The sequence below is a fragment of the Cytobacillus oceanisediminis genome (genome assembly GCF_003182355.1).
GTDB lineage: Bacteria > Bacillota > Bacilli > Bacillales > Cytobacillaceae > Cytobacillus > Cytobacillus oceanisediminis_A.
In genome coordinates, this window is the sequence record NZ_QGTW01000003.1 from 339,563 (window position 1) to 356,037 (window position 16,475).

General features: G+C 43.0%; 15 protein-coding genes. 1 reads left to right on the forward strand and 14 read right to left on the reverse strand.

Annotated elements, in window-relative coordinates; translation table 11 throughout:
• Positions 1-153: 153 nt before the first annotated feature.
• From DFO73_RS08445 to mce, 3 genes are all read right to left on the reverse strand, one after another.
• Positions 154-1,272, reverse strand: a complete 1,119-nt coding sequence (locus DFO73_RS08445) for a tripeptidase T (RefSeq protein WP_110064339.1) — start codon at positions 1,270-1,272, stop codon at positions 154-156.
• A 78-nt stretch (positions 1,273-1,350) separates the two neighbouring features.
• Complete coding sequence (locus DFO73_RS08450; protein WP_110064340.1) at positions 1,351-2,901, reverse strand: acyl-CoA carboxylase subunit beta; 1,551 nt, start codon at positions 2,899-2,901, stop codon at positions 1,351-1,353.
• A gap of 3 nt (positions 2,902-2,904) precedes the next feature.
• Positions 2,905-3,315 carry a methylmalonyl-CoA epimerase gene (mce, locus tag DFO73_RS08455; RefSeq protein WP_110064341.1) on the reverse strand — a complete coding sequence of 137 codons (411 nt, stop codon included), beginning with the start codon at positions 3,313-3,315 and terminating at the stop codon, positions 2,905-2,907.
• A 184-nt stretch (positions 3,316-3,499) separates the two neighbouring features.
• Between mce and prli42 the strand changes: the two genes are divergently transcribed.
• The gene (gene prli42, locus DFO73_RS28540; RefSeq protein ID WP_181395956.1) at positions 3,500-3,595 is read left to right on the forward strand and encodes a stressosome-associated protein Prli42; all 96 of its coding nucleotides are present in this window, start codon (positions 3,500-3,502) and stop codon (positions 3,593-3,595) included.
• 225 nt (positions 3,596-3,820) lie between these two features.
• Here prli42 and DFO73_RS08460 read toward each other — a convergent pair whose 3' ends face one another.
• The 11 genes from DFO73_RS08460 to DFO73_RS08510 form a co-directional block, all read right to left on the reverse strand.
• On the reverse strand, positions 3,821-4,342 hold the full coding sequence (locus DFO73_RS08460; protein WP_110064342.1) for a L,D-transpeptidase: 522 nt from the start codon (positions 4,340-4,342) through the stop codon (positions 3,821-3,823).
• 27 nt (positions 4,343-4,369) lie between these two features.
• Positions 4,370-5,362 (reverse strand): aromatic acid exporter family protein, encoded by a 993-nt coding sequence (locus DFO73_RS08465; RefSeq protein ID WP_110064343.1) that lies wholly within the window; start codon positions 5,360-5,362, stop codon positions 4,370-4,372.
• Between the two features lie 136 nt (positions 5,363-5,498).
• Complete coding sequence (locus tag DFO73_RS08470; protein ID WP_110064344.1) at positions 5,499-6,221, reverse strand: amino acid ABC transporter ATP-binding protein; 723 nt, start codon at positions 6,219-6,221, stop codon at positions 5,499-5,501.
• Positions 6,214-6,873: an amino acid ABC transporter permease gene (locus DFO73_RS08475; protein ID WP_110064345.1), complete on the reverse strand. Its 660-nt coding sequence runs from the start codon at positions 6,871-6,873 to the stop codon at positions 6,214-6,216. Before DFO73_RS08475 ends, DFO73_RS08470 begins: the two co-directional genes overlap by 8 nt.
• Positions 6,874-6,971: 98 nt before the next feature.
• Positions 6,972-7,763, reverse strand: a complete 792-nt coding sequence (locus DFO73_RS08480; protein ID WP_110064346.1) for a transporter substrate-binding domain-containing protein — start codon at positions 7,761-7,763, stop codon at positions 6,972-6,974.
• A 181-nt stretch (positions 7,764-7,944) separates the two neighbouring features.
• Positions 7,945-8,382 (reverse strand): BrxA/BrxB family bacilliredoxin, encoded by a 438-nt coding sequence (locus DFO73_RS08485; protein ID WP_110064347.1) that lies wholly within the window; start codon positions 8,380-8,382, stop codon positions 7,945-7,947.
• A gap of 239 nt (positions 8,383-8,621) precedes the next feature.
• Positions 8,622-9,737, reverse strand: coding sequence for a methylmalonyl Co-A mutase-associated GTPase MeaB (gene meaB, locus DFO73_RS08490; protein ID WP_110064348.1), 1,116 nt, complete (start codon positions 9,735-9,737; stop codon positions 8,622-8,624).
• Complete coding sequence (scpA, locus tag DFO73_RS08495) at positions 9,738-11,930, reverse strand: methylmalonyl-CoA mutase (protein WP_110064349.1); 2,193 nt, start codon at positions 11,928-11,930, stop codon at positions 9,738-9,740.
• The gene (locus tag DFO73_RS08500) at positions 11,920-13,785 is read right to left on the reverse strand and encodes a methylmalonyl-CoA mutase subunit beta (RefSeq protein WP_110064350.1); all 1,866 of its coding nucleotides are present in this window, start codon (positions 13,783-13,785) and stop codon (positions 11,920-11,922) included. Before DFO73_RS08500 ends, scpA begins: the two co-directional genes overlap by 11 nt.
• Positions 13,786-14,012: 227 nt before the next feature.
• Entirely contained in the window at positions 14,013-15,344 is a 1,332-nt protein-coding gene (locus DFO73_RS08505; RefSeq protein WP_110064351.1) for a dihydrolipoamide acetyltransferase family protein, read from the reverse strand.
• 146 nt (positions 15,345-15,490) lie between these two features.
• Positions 15,491-16,474 (reverse strand): alpha-ketoacid dehydrogenase subunit beta, encoded by a 984-nt coding sequence (locus DFO73_RS08510; protein ID WP_110064352.1) that lies wholly within the window; start codon positions 16,472-16,474, stop codon positions 15,491-15,493.
• Between the last annotated feature and the right edge of the window lies 1 nt (position 16,475).

Consider the following 16,475-nt stretch of genomic DNA (forward strand, 5'->3'; position numbering starts at 1 on the left):
TGAATACTTCATCGAAAAAACCCCGCACGAAGGAATTGTGAATGCATTTTCGAGAAGCTCACCGCCTGCCGCTCCAGTCAACAGGGTACCAAAGTCAATATTGAACAGATTATAAAAAAAAAGAGAACCGCTCTAGGTTCCCTTTCCGATAAATTAGGCTGATACTTCTTCGATAATAGCAATCACCATTTCAGCCAGTTTATTCAATTCTTCAATTGGCATGCGCTCATTTGTTGTATGAATTTCTTCGTACCCTACAGCAAGGTTGACTGTCGGGATGCCAAAGCCGGCAATTACGTTGGCATCACTGCCGCCGCCGCTATGAAGAAGCTCTGAGCTGCGGCCTATTTTGGCAGCCGCTTTACGTGCCAATTCTACTACATGGTCGCCTTCACCAAATTTAAAGCCCGGGTACATAACCTCTACATCCACTTCTGCTCTGCCGCCCATTTCTTCGGCAGCACTTTCGAATGCTTCCTTCATCTTGGCTACTTGCTGTTCCATTTTTTCAGGAATTAAAGAACGTGCTTCAGCAAGAATATCAACATGGTCACACACGATATTCGTCTGCTGTCCGCCTTCAAAGCGCCCGATATTGGCAGTTGTTTCTTCATCAATGCGTCCTAATGGCATTCTGGAAATGGCCTTGGCCGCCATTGTAATAGCAGAAATGCCTTTTTCAGGTGCAACGCCTGCATGTGCAGTTTTACCAAGAATTGCAGCCTTCACTTTAGCCTGGGTTGGAGCTGCAACAATGATGTTGCCGACTTTTCCGTCACTGTCAAGCGCGTAGCCGTATTTCGCCTTCACCAGGGATGGATCGAGCGCCTTGGCTCCCACCAAACCGGATTCTTCACCAACCGTGATAATGAATTGAATTGTTCCATGAGTATTGTTCTGCTCTTTTAATACCTTAACAATTTCAAGCATAACAGCAAGGCCTGCTTTGTCGTCCGCTCCCAAAATGGTTGTTCCGTCCGTTACGATATATCCATCCTTGATGGAAGGCTTAATACTCTTACCAGGAACCACCGTGTCCATGTGAGAAGTGAAATAAATAGTATCCACGCCTTCTTTTGTACCCTGCAGGGTACAAATTAAGTTACCTGCTCCATGGCCAGTTTGGGCTGTTGTATCATCTTCGTACACCTCAACACCAAGATCCCTGAATTTTTTCTTTAGAACTTTCGCAATTTGAGCTTCATGCTTTGTTTCCGAATCAATTTGCACGAGTTCCAAAAATTCGTTCAACAAACGTTCCTCATTAATCATTTATGTACAAACCTCCAAATTAAATGCTTACTAGGCAAGTATAACTCCAATATTTATGCACAGCAAATCAGGAATCTCTTATAGCGGGATATTTCCATGCTTTTTATGCGGTCTGGTTTCCTTTTTATTGCGGAGCATTTCAAGTGCCTGAATAAGCTTTATTCTAGTTTCACGCGGGTCTATGACATCATCGACCATGCCCCTGCTTGCCGCAACATATGGATTGGCAAACTTTTCTCTATACTCTTCAATTTTTTGCGCTCTTGTTGCTTCCGGATCTTCACTGTTTTGGATTTCCCTTGCAAAGATTATATTGGCTGCCCCCTGTGGACCCATTACAGCAACTTCCGCATTCGGCCATGCATACACAAGGTCTGCACCAATCGATTTACTGTTCAATGCAACATATGCTCCGCCAAAGGCCTTCCTTAAAATGACAGTTAGCTTTGGTACAGTCGCTTCTGAATAGGCATAAAGAATCTTCGCCCCGTGCCGGATAATGCCGCCATGCTCTTGCTTAACACCTGGGAAAAACCCTGTAACGTCTTCAAAGGTGATGAGTGGAATATTAAAGGAATCACAGAACCGGATAAAGCGTGATGCCTTATCAGAGGAATCAATATCAAGACCGCCTGCCATTACCTTCGGCTGATTGCAGACAAGCCCAACAGTTTCCCCCTTGATTCTCGCTAAACCCACTACAATATTTTTAGCAAAATCCTGCTGGACCTCCATAAACGTATCCTCATCGACAACCTGTTCAATAACTTTTCTGACATCATAAGGGCGGAGGGCGTCAAAAGGAATAACATCCGTCAAATCCGGACGATAATCTTCATCCTCGTCTTTTTCCGCCATTGGCGGCTTTTCCTCATTATTTTGCGGCAAGTAGCTTAAAAGCCTGCGTACCTGCTCAATAACTTCTTCTTCGGACTCCCCTCTAAAGTGTGCGTTTCCGCTGATTGAGTTATGCACTTTGGCACCGCCCAGATCTTCAGGTGAAATTTTCTCCCCAGTTACCGTTTCAATAACCTTTGGGCCAGTGATGAACATCTGGCTTGTTTTTTCTACCATGAATACGAAATCGGTAATAGCAGGAGAATAGACGGCTCCCCCGGCACAAGGCCCCATGATGACTGAAATTTGCGGAATAACCCCTGAGTAAATGGAATTCCGGTAAAAGATATGGCCGTACCCGTCAAGTGAAACAACGCCTTCCTGGATTCTAGCTCCTCCGGAATCATTCAATCCTACAAATGGAGCACCATTTTCAGCTGCCAAATCCATAACATTCGCAATCTTCTTTGCATGCATTTCCCCCAGTGCCCCTCCAAAAACAGTAAAATCCTGAGAGAATAAAAAGATTGGTCTTCCGTTTACTTTTCCATAGCCAGTTACAACACCGTCCCCTGGACCTTTCTGGTTTTCCAGTCCAAAATCGGTGCTCCGGTGTTCAATAAATGGATTCAGCTCAACAAAGGTTCCCGGATCTACTAATAGATCAATTCGCTCACGGGCAGTCAGCTTCCCTTTTTCATGCTGCTTTTGTATACGCTCATCTCCGCCGCCCAATTCAACTTCCCTGCGGCGATCGTATAATTCATTAATTTTTTCATAGATGTCTGCCATGCTTTATTTCAATCCTTTCTTTTCACAAAATTCATAAAGAATGCCACCCGTCGACTTTGGATGCATAAAGGCTACCTGTGCACCGCCCGCTCCAGGCTTTGGTGTATCCTGAAGCATTCTGATCCCCTTCTCCTTCATTTCATTGATACGCTCCTGGATGCTGTCAACACCTAATGCAACATGATGAAGGCCTTCTCCGCGCTTTTCAATAAATTGGGCAATCGGACTTTCGGGGCTGGTTGGCTCCAATAATTCCAGTTTGGTTTCACCTGCTTTTATGAAGGCAACCTTTACGCCCTGGCTTTCAACTTCCTCAACCCCAAGGAACGGCAGCTGAAGAGTTTCGGTGTAAAATGGAAGCGCTTTATCTAAAGATCTGACAGCAATCCCTATATGGTCCACCTTTTTGATCACTAATTTCTCCTCCTATGAATGTCGAAAGATTGTATAATCTTATTCCCATTAAAAACGGGTATTTAAGGGCTATTAATTAATTATTCGCCAAAAATGTCGAAAATCCTTTTAAAAATTGAGCGGTTGTTCAATTTGAAGATTCTTAGTAAACTAATATTAAAGAATTTGGGCGAGGAGGCATAGAATGTCTAACAAAAAATTGATGAAATTGGTTGTATATTTAATGATATTTGCCATGCTAGCATCAACCCTTATTATGGGTATGGCGATGTTTTTTTAAAGGATTAGCTCACTCTTGATAGATGATTTTAAGCAGGAAGCACTGTGGATGCTTCCTGCATTTTTTTGCTGTTTTCTCGGGTTCTATAAGGAAGAATTCTTTGTTTAAGATGTTTTAAGCTTTACCTAACCGGTTCTCTATTTTATCTGGTATAACAACAAATACCTTACATCTGATTTAACCACAAAAAACTGCACCAACACGGTACAGCCCTTTATTGTCCCTTTAATAACCTTCATTTATTGCCCCGTAATCCCTGCCAAGTTCCTCGAAGCTTTTTGCTGAAGTAACAACTAGGATCTTGGTTCCGATCGGAACAAATTCGTAAAGCGATTCGACTGCCTCATTCTGCATTCTGATACACCCCTGGGAAACGTATTTCCCAATGGAAGAAGGATCATTGGTTCCATGAATTCCGTAAATCCTTCCATCTGTATCCGCTGCATCAAAACCGATCCATCTAGTTCCTAGAGGGTTATTCGGGTCGCCGCCCTTTATATCTCTTTTTCGGTAATAAGGGTCGGCCGCCTTTATGGTCACTGTAAAAAAACCTTCAGGCGTGAGGTCCTCAGTCTTTCCTGTTGCCGCTGTAATGACTGTTTGGACTTTACTGTCCTGTATAAATGCTACTTCATTCGTTTTTTTATTTACAATTAAAAAGGGATCTCCCGGCAGCGGGTTTGGCCCAAGTGGCCAGAGCGGGGAAAAAGAAAAAAGCATAATCGCTGCTGCAGCAAGCTTAAGCATGTAAAATCACGCTCCCGTTCATTTCCCTTAGTTTGCTTCAGCATGCTGGCTTTGATTCATTTCCCTGCCTTTTAACCCTTTAAATGAGCTCTTGATAATCAAGTATTGTTCCATTTCTTTTACAAAATGAAGAAGGGCTGCACGAGCTTCGAATTCCTCCCTCGTCTTCGGAAGCTCCATGTCTTCAAAAGAAACCCTCATTCGATATAACTTTTCCAGGAATTGAATAGCCGTATTCCCCGGATGGATATGTTCTGAAAGTTCTTCGATAAAATCAGCAATCATTTCCCCCTGTTCCACCGTTAGCGAAATGGAGGTTACACTCGGAAGGACACGTTCAATGATTTCAAATTGTTTTTCCCGCATCTTAAAGTAGTTATAGTATAAATTATCATTTCTGAGAAAATGGTTCTCGACATCCCTGAAAGCCAGTGTTTTTGCCTCATTGATCAATTCCATTGTCTCAGTAATTTCCCGGCCGTCCCATTTGCTTTCATTAGTGCGCAGATAAATGATAATTTCATCAAAGATGATCTTAAAGTTTTCTTCTATTCTCAGACGATATTCCTTTAATTTAGTATCAAGGCTTGGCATATAGAGATTAGCGGCTAGCGCCACACCAATACCGACAATGATAATGCCCAGTTCATTCAGAAGGAGTTCCTTCGTCACATCCCCCGCAGAAAAAATATGGAGGATGATTACTGAGCTTGTGACAATGCCATCACTAACTTTTACCATAACAGCAGCGGGAATAAAAAACAGAAGCAGGAGACCGATCACTAAAGGATGATAAGCAATTCCCTCAAAAAAAAGAGAAGAGAATACCATTGCCATTAAGCAGGCAAAAAAACGATCCCAGGAAGCACGCAGAGATTTCTTCTTTGTTACTTTTATGCAAAGGATCGTTAAAATGCCTGCTGAAACGAAATTATCCAGCTGCAGCATCTGTGCAATCATAATGCTAATGGAGGTACCCAACGCAGTTTTAATCGTTCTATAGCCGATTTTGTACTTCATATTGTCAAACTCCTATGTTAATCTGCCAATTTAATTTTTTAAATAGAAGGCATAATATTTACAAATAAGTTTTTCCCATTTATATAGCAAGAGAAGATGATCCTATTGACCATCTTCTCCCATAAGCATATATCGATTATAGCATCTTTTGCAAGAAATCCCTTGCACGGTCACTGGCCGGATTAGAAAAGAAGTCTTTTGGCGCAGCATCCTCTACAAGCACCCCGCCATCCAGGAAGAGCACCCGGTCAGCTACTTCACGTGCAAAGCCCATTTCATGGGTAACAATAGCCATTGTCATTCCAGTATGGGCTAATGCTTTCATGACCTCCAGCACTTCCTTCACCATTTCAGGATCAAGCGCTGATGTCGGTTCGTCAAAAAGCATCACATCCGGCTGCATAGCTAGAGCTCTAGCAATAGCTACCCTTTGCTTCTGGCCGCCGGATAATCGGTTGGGATACTCATGTGCTTTTGCGGACAAACCAACCTTTTCCAAAAGTTCAAGCCCAATTTTCTCTGCCTCCTGCTTGGAAATTCCATTTACTTTTACAGGAGCATAAGTAAGATTTTGCAAAACTGTTTTATGAGGAAATAGGTGAAAGTGCTGGAAAACCATGCCGACATTTTGGCGTACCTTCATAATATTTGTACTTTTATCTGTAATGTCCTGTCCATTGATCAGGATCCGGCCATCTGTTGGGGCTTCCAGCAGATTGATGCACCGGAGAAAGGTTGACTTACCTGAGCCAGAGGGACCGATAATAGCAACGACTTCGCCGTCCTTAATGCTTGTAGATATTCCTTTAAGCACTTCCAGTTTACCGAAACTCTTATGCAAATTTTCCACTTTAATCACTGCGTCTCATTCTCCTTTCAATCCCTTTGCCAAGCAGAGTCAGGATCATGACCATAATATAATAGATCAAACCGGCAATCAGAATCGGTTCAAAGTATGAAAATTTCTCACCGCCAACAATATAAGCACGGCGCATGACATCGGTAACCCCGATAACCGTAACGATTGCGGATTCCTTTGTAAGGGTAATAAACTCGTTCATCAAAGCAGGCAGAATATTTTTCATCGCCTGGGGAAGGATGATATCTATCATTGCCGGCCTATATGGAACACCTAGAGCCATTGCGGCTTCGCTCTGCCCTTTGTCAACGGCCAGGATACCGGCACGGATAATCTCCGAAATATAGGCAGCCGAGTTTAGTCCAAAAGAAAGAACTGCTGCAGTCGATGGATCAATTTTATAGCCAATCAGCTGTGGAGACCCATAGTAAATCAGCATCAGCTGGAGTACAAGCGGTGTCCCTCTGAAAATAGATGTATATGCATCTGCAATCCATCCGAGAAATTTAAATCTGCTAATTTTAAAGAATGATAATATGATGCCTAATACAAATCCCAATATACCTGCAAGAGAAACAATTTGGAGTGTTACGCCAATGCCCTTAAGTATATAAGGAAGGGAGGGAATGAACTGCTGAAAATCCAGATTCACTTTCTTTCCATCCTCTCTTTTAGTAAATTAATTTTTTTGCTTCATGGAAGAATAAAGCGTCCAAAGGAAGAATGCCTTGGACGCCAATTCCCAACAAATTATTTATTATCAAACCATTTAACGATAAGCTTTTCCAATTCACCATTTTCTTTCATTTTTACAAGTTCTGCATTAAACTCTTCAGTTAGCTCGCTTCCTTTCGGAAAAGCAATGGCAGAGCCAGCTTCCTGTTCATCTTCTTCGATCGTAAAGCCTGCAAGATCTTCATTTTTTTCAAAGTAGCCTTTTGCAACTGTGTCTTCAATGATGGCAGCATCAAAACGTCCTGCTAGAATTTCCTGAACCAATTCAGGGATGCGGTTGCGGTTTTCAACAGTCAAGTCAACTGTCTCAGCAATCTCTTCTGCTTTATCAGCTTGAATCGAAGCAAGCTGTACCCCTACTGTTTTGCCGTTCAAATCTTCAAGTGACTCAATGCCGCTGTCTTTTTCAGATACAATCATATGGCTAGCTGTATAATATACATCACTGAAATCAACGTTTTGCTTGCGCTCATCAGTTGGCGTCATGCCAGCCAGCACAAAGTCTACCTGGCTCGTTTCCAATGCAGGAATCAATCCATTAAAGTCCATATCCTTCACTTGAATCTCATAGCCTAACTTTTCGGCAATAGCCTTAGCCAAATCAACATCAAACCCAATAATTTCTTCGCCTTTTGCAGAATCTACATATTCAAATGGCGGATAATCAGCTGAAGTACCCATAATTAAAACTTCTTTATCCGCCCCTTTTTCACCTGAACCGTTAGCTGAATCCTTTTCACTTGTACCGCATGCAGCCAATAAACCAACTAAAAGCATGCTGATAGCTATCATGATGATTTTTTTCATTTTATTTTCCCCCTATATAATCTGAATAATATCTATAAAACTATTAATAAATATTCACTAAAATGAATTTTAACACATTTTTATATTTATGCAATATGATTTTTAAATATCAGGTTAAAGTTTTACTATTCAGATAAGTTAGCCGTAAAAAAAAAGCCCCAAATCGGGGCTTTTTCCAGCATTAAAGCTCTTCGCAGTATTTCTCGTATGCATCCTGAAGCTTTTGAACAACAGCCATTGGTTCATGGCCTTCAATATCATGGCGCTCAATCATTGTGCATAATTCACCATCTTTAAGCAGCGCAAAAGATGGTGATGAAGGCGGATAACCAGTAAAGTAAGATCTTGCTTTTTCCGTCGCTTCCTTATCCTGGCCGGCAAACACAGTTACCAGATGGTCAGGCCGCTTATCATAATGCAAAGAATGAGCAGCGGCCGGACGGGCAATTCCGCCAGCACATCCACATACAGAATTGACCATTACAAGTGTAGTCCCTTTTTTGTTAAGGGCCTCATCCACTTCTTCCGGTGTAGTTAATTCTGTATAGCCCGCATGTACGATTTCCTGGCGGGCCTGCTTAACGACATCATTCATAAATAAATTAAAATCCATATTCATATTTAATCTCTCCTCTTCTGAGTAAAGTTAGTGACTATATACATAATACCAATACAGGAACAAAATTTACAATCACGACAATTTTTCACAAAAAAAAGTTTAGCTTCTTGAGAAAGGGGAATGATAAAAGTACAGCTAGATCCATACCCCTAAACTCCCTAGATTCGCCAGTGCCATTAAGGCACTGGCCATTTTTTTTTGCTAAAAAGCTGCCCTTTTGCCAGGACAGCTTTCTTCAATTACTTTTTAGAATACACATTAAATAATTCTTCAACTGCCGAGGTAACGGTCCGGTTTCCGGCAATTACTTCATTTTCAATTCTAGGCAGGAGAGGTTTGACATCAGGATCATAAAAAAAGCTGAACTGAAGCTGATCCATGATCATTGAGTGAATCCATTCTTTGGTCTGCAGCCTTCTTCTTTCTTCAAATACGCCTGATTTTTTTGTATTCTCTTCAAACCTGCTAATCATTTCCCATATCTCCCGGATTCCCTCGTTTAAGGTAGATGAGCAGGTATAGGCTTTTGTTTGCCAGCCTTTGGTGGCTGGCTGAAGAAAGTGGAGGATGCGGTCATATTCCGCTTTCGTTTTTTCGGCCAACTTCTTATTGATGCCATCCGCTTTATTTACAATAACTGCATCAGCCAATTCCATAATGCCTTTTTTCATGCCCTGCAATTCATCCCCAGCCCCTGTCAAGGTCAAGAGCATAAAAAAGTCCACCATATCCCTTACAATTACTTCGCTCTGCCCGACACCAACCGTTTCAACCAGGATAACATCAAAGCCTGCTGCCTCGCATAGCAGCATTGTTTCCCTTGTTTTCCTGTGAACTCCGCCAAGCTTTCCTGCAGACGGAGAAGGCCTTATAAAAGCAAGCGGGTTTCTGGAAAGCTGCTCCATCCTCGTTTTATCGCCAAGAATGCTCCCGCCGCTCAAGCTGGAACTGGGATCGACAGCGAGAACAGCAACCTTCAACTCTGAATCACATAAGAACGTGCCGAAAGATTCAATGAACGTGCTCTTTCCCGCACCAGGCACACCTGTAATGCCAATCCGCAGAGAGTTTCCTGAATGGGGCAGAAGTTTCTGAAGCAGTTCCTGGGCATGGCGAAAGTGATGCTCTGCGTTGCTTTCGATCAGGGTGATGGCACGGGCAAGCAAGCTGCGTTCACCCTTCAGGATGCCTTCTTCCAAAACGTTAAGATCAGGTAAAGAGGGAGACTTTTTTTGAAACCGCCCTTTTTTCACAAGTTGCTGTGATGATTCTTCAGTCTCCACTCCTTTACGGATGATACTAGTAAAATTGTCTGCTTTTTTTTCATCAAACCACTCAGGCTTCTTATCAGGCATTTACTGGGTCACTTCCTCATACCCGAGACGGCTGTAAATTTCTCTGATGACTTTTTGGGCCGCAACAGGAATCACTGTACCTGGGCCAAAAATGGCAGAAGCCCCGTGCTCATATAGGTAATCGTAGTCCTGCGCTGGAATGACCCCGCCAATCACGACCATAATATCATCCCTGCCCAGCTTTTTGAGTTCCTCAATAAGCTGCGGAAGAAGTGTTTTATGGCCGGCTGCAAGTGAGCTTATTCCTATCACATGAACATCATTTTCAACGGCCTGCATCGCTGTTTCTTCAGGTGTCTGGAAAAGAGGGCCGATATCCACATCAAATCCCAGGTCAGCAAATGCGGTTGAAATAACCTTTGCACCTCTATCATGTCCGTCCTGTCCCATCTTGGCAATCAAAATTCTAGGCCTTCTTCCTTCATTCTCAAGGAATTCGTCGGTCATTTGTTTCACTTCTGCAATTTCTTCTTCATTTGAAAAAGCAGAGCTGTATACACCGCTGATCGAACGGATAATTGCTTTATGGCGGTTTGCCACCTTTTCAATCGCTTCAGAAATTTCACCAAGCGTTGCCCTGACTCTTGCTGCCTTTACTGCCAGCTCAAGCAGGTTCCCTTCACCAGTCTCTGAAGCTCTTGTAATGGCGTTCAAAGCTTCTGATACAGTTTCATTGTCACGGGAGGCTTTCAGACGCTCCAGCTTTTCAATTTGCTTTAAGCGGACAGCTGTGTTATCAATATCCAGAATTTCAATCGGATCTTCTTTTTCCAAACGGTATTGATTAACACCAATGATGGTTTCTTTGCCTGAATCGATCTGCGCCTGCCTCCTGGCTGCTGCTTCTTCAATTCTCATTTTAGGCAGTCCTGTTTCAATCGCCTTTGCCATACCGCCCAGATTTTCTATTTCCTCTATATGCTCCCATGCACGCTTTATTAATTGATCTGTCAAAGCTTCTACATAATAAGAGCCGCCCCATGGATCGATTACATTCGTAATTCCTGTTTCTTCCTGAAGATATAGCTGCGTATTCCTTGCAATGCGGGCTGAGAAATCAGTCGGCAAGGCAATGGCTTCATCTAGTGCATTCGTATGAAGGGATTGCGTGTGGCCCATGGCTGCAGCATGTGCTTCTATAAGAGTCCTGGTTACATTATTGTATGGATCCTGCTCCGTTAAACTCCAGCCCGAAGTCTGGGAATGCGTCCTGAGCGCCATGGATTTTGCATTTTCCGGCTCAAAGGTTTTCATCATTTTTGCCCAAATATAGCGGGCTGCCCTCATTTTCGCCACTTCCATAAAGTAATTCATGCCGATTGCCCAGAAAAACGAAAGCCTTGGTGCGAATGAATCGATATCAATGCCGGCTTTAAGTCCAGTTCTTACGTATTCCAATCCATCTGCCAGTGTGTAGGCCAATTCGATGTCAGCAGGTGCTCCCGCTTCCTGCATGTGATAGCCCGAAATACTGATGCTATTGAACTTAGGCATGTATTTGGATGTATATTCGAATATATCGGCAATGATTTTCATGGACATTTCCGGCGGGTAAATATACGTGTTCCGTACCATATACTCTTTTAAAATATCATTTTGAATCGTCCCTGAAAGCTTTTCCTGGCTGACTCCCTGTTCTTCCGCTGTAACGATATAGAAGGCCATTATCGGCAAAACAGCTCCATTCATCGTCATCGATACAGACATCTGGTCCAAGGGAATTCCATCAAAAAGTGTTTTCATATCAAGTATGGAATCAATCGCTACCCCTGCTTTTCCAACATCCCCTACTACTCTGGGATGATCGGAATCATAGCCTCTATGTGTAGCTAAGTCGAAAGCAACAGATAAGCCCTTTTGCCCCATCGCCAGGTTGCGGCGATAAAAAGCATTGCTTTCCTCAGCTGTAGAAAATCCGGCATACTGGCGGACTGTCCAAGGCCTGTTCACATACATGGTTGAGTATGGCCCTCTCGTATAGGGGGGCAGCCCTGGCTTATCATTTAGATGCTGTAAATCTTTAAGATCTTCTTCTGTATATAATGGCTTAATCTTAATTTTTTCATTTGTTTCAAATAGAAGATTGTCAATAGTGTGATTGATTTCTTCTTCCGCTTTGCTTTTCCAGTCCTCTTTAGTTGCTTGGTTCTCAGCAGATATGTTTATGCTTTTAAAGTCCGGTTTATTGGCCATTGCTTGCCACCTCCAATTCTTTCAGCAGACCCAAGAGAGTTTCATAGCAATTGCTTTTTATATGGACAAATCCTTTAACACCCGCTTCAGTATACTCAGACTTTTTGCTGTTTTCCGGAAGACCTGCTAAGAAAAGTTCTGTATCCGGAAAAGCTTCTTTAACATATTTGATAATAGGAAGAGCCATGCTGTCATATTGCTCATTTGATCCGCAAATAAAATAGTGCCTGCAGTTTGATTCCTTTATAAAGGCTGCAGCTGTTTCCGGATCTTCCACCGATTCACTTTTGACAGCTCTTATTGCCCCCGGTGCCAAAAAGCCTGTAATAAAATCCGCCCGTGCTTTATGATCCTTCAGAGGTCCAAGGCAAATAAGCCCTGCTTTCGGACTAATGCCTCTTCTGCTTAAATTTTCAGAGGCCCTGCGCAAGCTTTCGTACGATTCGGAAAGGCGAATTTGAGGAATAGGCTGGATACCGCCGCTATTCTTTGGAACAGTTTTAATTTTTGCCTGAAGCGGCTTGTCATCCAAATTGGCATAAATATTTGTTCCGATTATACTTTGCTTTCGCGTTTCGATATCTTGTTTCCGCTTCTCAAGGACTTGCGAAATCTGTTCCTGAACCCACCCGGATTTCAAGGCTTCAGCCATTCCTTCACGATCTTCAATCTCAAGGAAAAGAGCCCAGGCTTTTTCAGTAAGTTCATTCGTTAGGTGCTCAACGTACCAGGAGCCTCCTGCCGGGTCCGAAACCTTTAGCAAATGGACTTCCTCCTTTAATATCAGCTGCGTATTACGGGCAATCCGGTCACCCAGGAGAGAATCACTATTTGCTTCCGGTTCATTATACGGACTCACATGAAGGTATTGGACTCCGCCTAAAACAGCTGCAAACGCTTCATTTCCTGCTCTCAGCATATTTACATAAGGATCATAGGCAGACTTAGAAAAAAATGAAGTTTCAGCCGAAATAACCATTTTTTTGCTATCCTCTGAAGCACCATATGCGTCTGCCACTTTACTCCATAAAACCCTTGCAGCGCGCAGCTTGGCTATTTCCATAAAAAAGTTCGAGCCAATGGAAAATTTAAATACCATTTTGGACAAAATATCCTCGAGGTTTCGCCCTTTATCGAGAAAATACTGAAGGTGATTCACTCCGGAAGCAACTGCAAATGCAAGCTCCTGGACTGCGTTTGCTCCGCCATTATGATAGACCGCAGAATCAGCCATGATTGTTTTAAGCTTTGGAATTTTTTCTGCTGCCAGGCTGATTGTATCAATCCATTGATCATATGCTTCATCGATTGAGCGATCGTTCAATTTTGCTGCAGCGGCAATAGCCAGTGGATCGCAGGCAATATATCCCGAAATTTTTTCACTGTCTTCCAATTTTGCAAGTTCCTCAATCAATAGCTTCTGATTATGGTAAGCCTCAACGCAGAAAGGATGATTTTTATAAAGACCTCCAACTTTCTGGCTTATCTCCTTAAGGTCTTCCAATTGATCCGGATGGAAAGAAAGCGCAGTCTGCCCTTTTTCTGTGGCTGCAAGAAGCTTTTCTGATAACTCATCAGTGGTTAAGGCACTAATTTTTTGTGCGACCTTCCATTCTTCTGATAAATAGCCTCCCGCATTTGATCCTCGTCTGAAATCACCTTCACCAGGATACTGTGATAATATACGTGACTCCACATCCTCTTTTGAATAAAGCGGTTTCAATTTTATGTTTTCATATGTAGTTTTGGACAATGATTCAACGGACTTTCCTTTGAGCGTTTTTTCCGCATTTTGTTTCCAGTCTTCCATTGTCTGTTCGGGAAATCTTGCTTCCATCATATTTTTTAATGACATAATAGGCTGCCATATAACTGACAGCGTTCCCCTCCCCTCATTAATGAATAAGGCTGTCACTGCACTGCGAATGTGCCGCAGTATTTAATTATATTAAAATTCAAAATTCTCTATATAACCATTTTAGTATACATATTGGAAACAAGCAATGAACATCGCATCTTTTAGGACTTTCTGTCTCCCGTAATAAATAAACCGCTGCCCTGGGACAGCGGTTTATTTTCACATTAATATACAGATGTATTTTCCTTGGCCGTGTTCTCAAGAATTTCTTTAACACGCTGCAGGAAGCGGCCGCAAACAAGTCCGTCCAATACACGATGGTCCAGTGACATACAAAGGTTCACCATATCACGGACAGCAATCATGCCATTGTTCATAACCACTGGACGCTTAACGATGGATTCAACCTGCAAAATCGCCGCCTGCGGGTAATTGATAATGCCCATTGATTGGACAGAACCGAATGATCCCGTGTTATTAACTGTAAAAGTGCCGCCCTGCATTTCAGCGGAAGTCAGTTTCCCTGTGCGGACTTTTACTGCAAGCTCATTGATTTCACGGGCAATCCCTTTAATTGTTTTTTCGTCTGCAGCTTTGATGACAGGAACGAATAAGGCATCATCAGTAGCAACAGCAATGGAGATATTTATATCTTTCTTCTGGATAATTTTATCTCCAGCCCACATCGAATTAATTTGCGGGAATTCCTTTAGAGCCTGTGCGACAGCTTTTACGAAGAAAGCAAAAAATGTAAGGTTAAAGCCTTCTTTTTGCTTAAATTCACCTTTAATGCTGTTACGGTATTCAACCAGGCTTGTAACATCCACTTCCATCATGGTCCAAGCATGAGGCGCCTCATGCTTGCTTCGAAGCATGTTGGCTGCAATTGCTTTACGGACCCCTGTAACAGGAATCTCAATATCTCCCGGCATTACCGGCACATTTGGAGCAGGGGCTGCCTGTTTGGCTGGGGCAGCCGGTGCAGAAGGGGCAGCTGCTGCAGCTGGCGCTTCTGTCTGGGACGGTGCTGCTGGTGCAGTATCAGCTGTTGGAATATTCCCTGACTCAATGACTTTCATAAGGTCTTTTCGGGTAATACGCCCGCCGCCGCCTGTACCTGTTACCTGATTTAAATCAATTCCATGTTCCTGGGACAGTTTCAAAACCGCAGGAGAATAGCGGACTCCCTTTGGACTTTCTGCCTTAGCTGGTGCCGCTGGAGCAGATGCCGCAGCGTTTCCGGCTGATTGTACTGGTGCTGTCTTTTCTTCCGTTTTTGGCTCGGATGCCGCTGCTGGAGCTGCTTCCCCGCCGCCTTCTGTTTCAATCGTCAGGATTACCTGGCCAACCTCATAGGTTTCACCTTCTTCGGCGATCAATTCCTTAATCACTCCTGTAAAAGAAGATGGCACTTCGGCATTTACTTTATCCGTCATGACTTCTGCAAGCGGATCATATTTATTTACTTTATCTCCAACGGAAACCAGCCATTTGCTGATCGTACCTTCTGTTACACTCTCCCCTAGTTGGGGCATTTTAATTTGCTCGATAGCCAATGGGTATACCTCCTTCTAGCTACCCGCACGAAGCGGGATGTACAGACTGTGCAGCTGTTTCTGTATGATTTTTAAAAAGGCTCATTTCAGAAACAGTGCAGCCAAATCTGCCTTTCCATTTTAAATTAGTTGAATAGCCAGTTCTATTAAAATTCCGCCAATTCACGCATTGCCTTTTCAACTTTATCCGGATTCACCATGAAGTATTTTTCCATTGTAGGCGCGTATGGCATTGCTGGAACATCCGGGCCTGCCAGGCGTTTGATTGGTGCATCAAGTTCAAACAGGCAATTTTCTGCAATAATGGCAGAAACCTCGCTCATAATGCTTCCTTCTTTATTGTCTTCAGTCAAAAGCAATACTTTTCCTGTTTTTGATGCGGCTTCAATAATCGCTTCCTTATCAAGCGGATATACCGTTCTTAAGTCAAGAATGTGAGCGGAGATGCCGTCTTTCGCAAGCCTCTCAGCAGCCTGAAGGGCAAAATGCACGCATAGGCCATAAGTGATGACTGTGATATCTTCACCCTCACGCTTAACATCTGCTTTACCAATTGGAAGCACATAATCATCTTCAGGAACTTCTCCCTTAATGAGGCGATATGCACGTTTATGTTCAAAAAACAGTACCGGATCTTCATCACGGATCGCAGCTTTTAATAATCCTTTTACATCATAAGGAGTAGAAGGCATAACAATTTTTAAACCAGGCTGATTCGCAAACACTGCCTCAACTGACTGGGAGTGATAAAGGGCTCCATGAACACCTCCGCCATATGGTGCACGTATGACAATTGGACAGTTCCAATCATTGTTGGAGCGGTATCGAATTTTTGCTGCCTCTGAAATAATCTGGTTCACAGCCGGCATAATAAAGTCAGCAAACTGCATTTCAGCAATCGGGCGCATTCCGTACATGGCAGCACCGATTCCTACCCCTGCAATGGCAGATTCAGCAAGCGGCGTATCAATGACACGGTCCTCTCCAAATTTGTCATATAAACCTTGGGTCGCTTTAAAAACTCCGCCTTTTTTACCTACGTCTTCACCTAAAACAAAAACCTTCGGATCTCTTTCCATTTCCTCGCGGATAGCCATTGTTACCGCATCGATATAAGAAATTACAGCCATA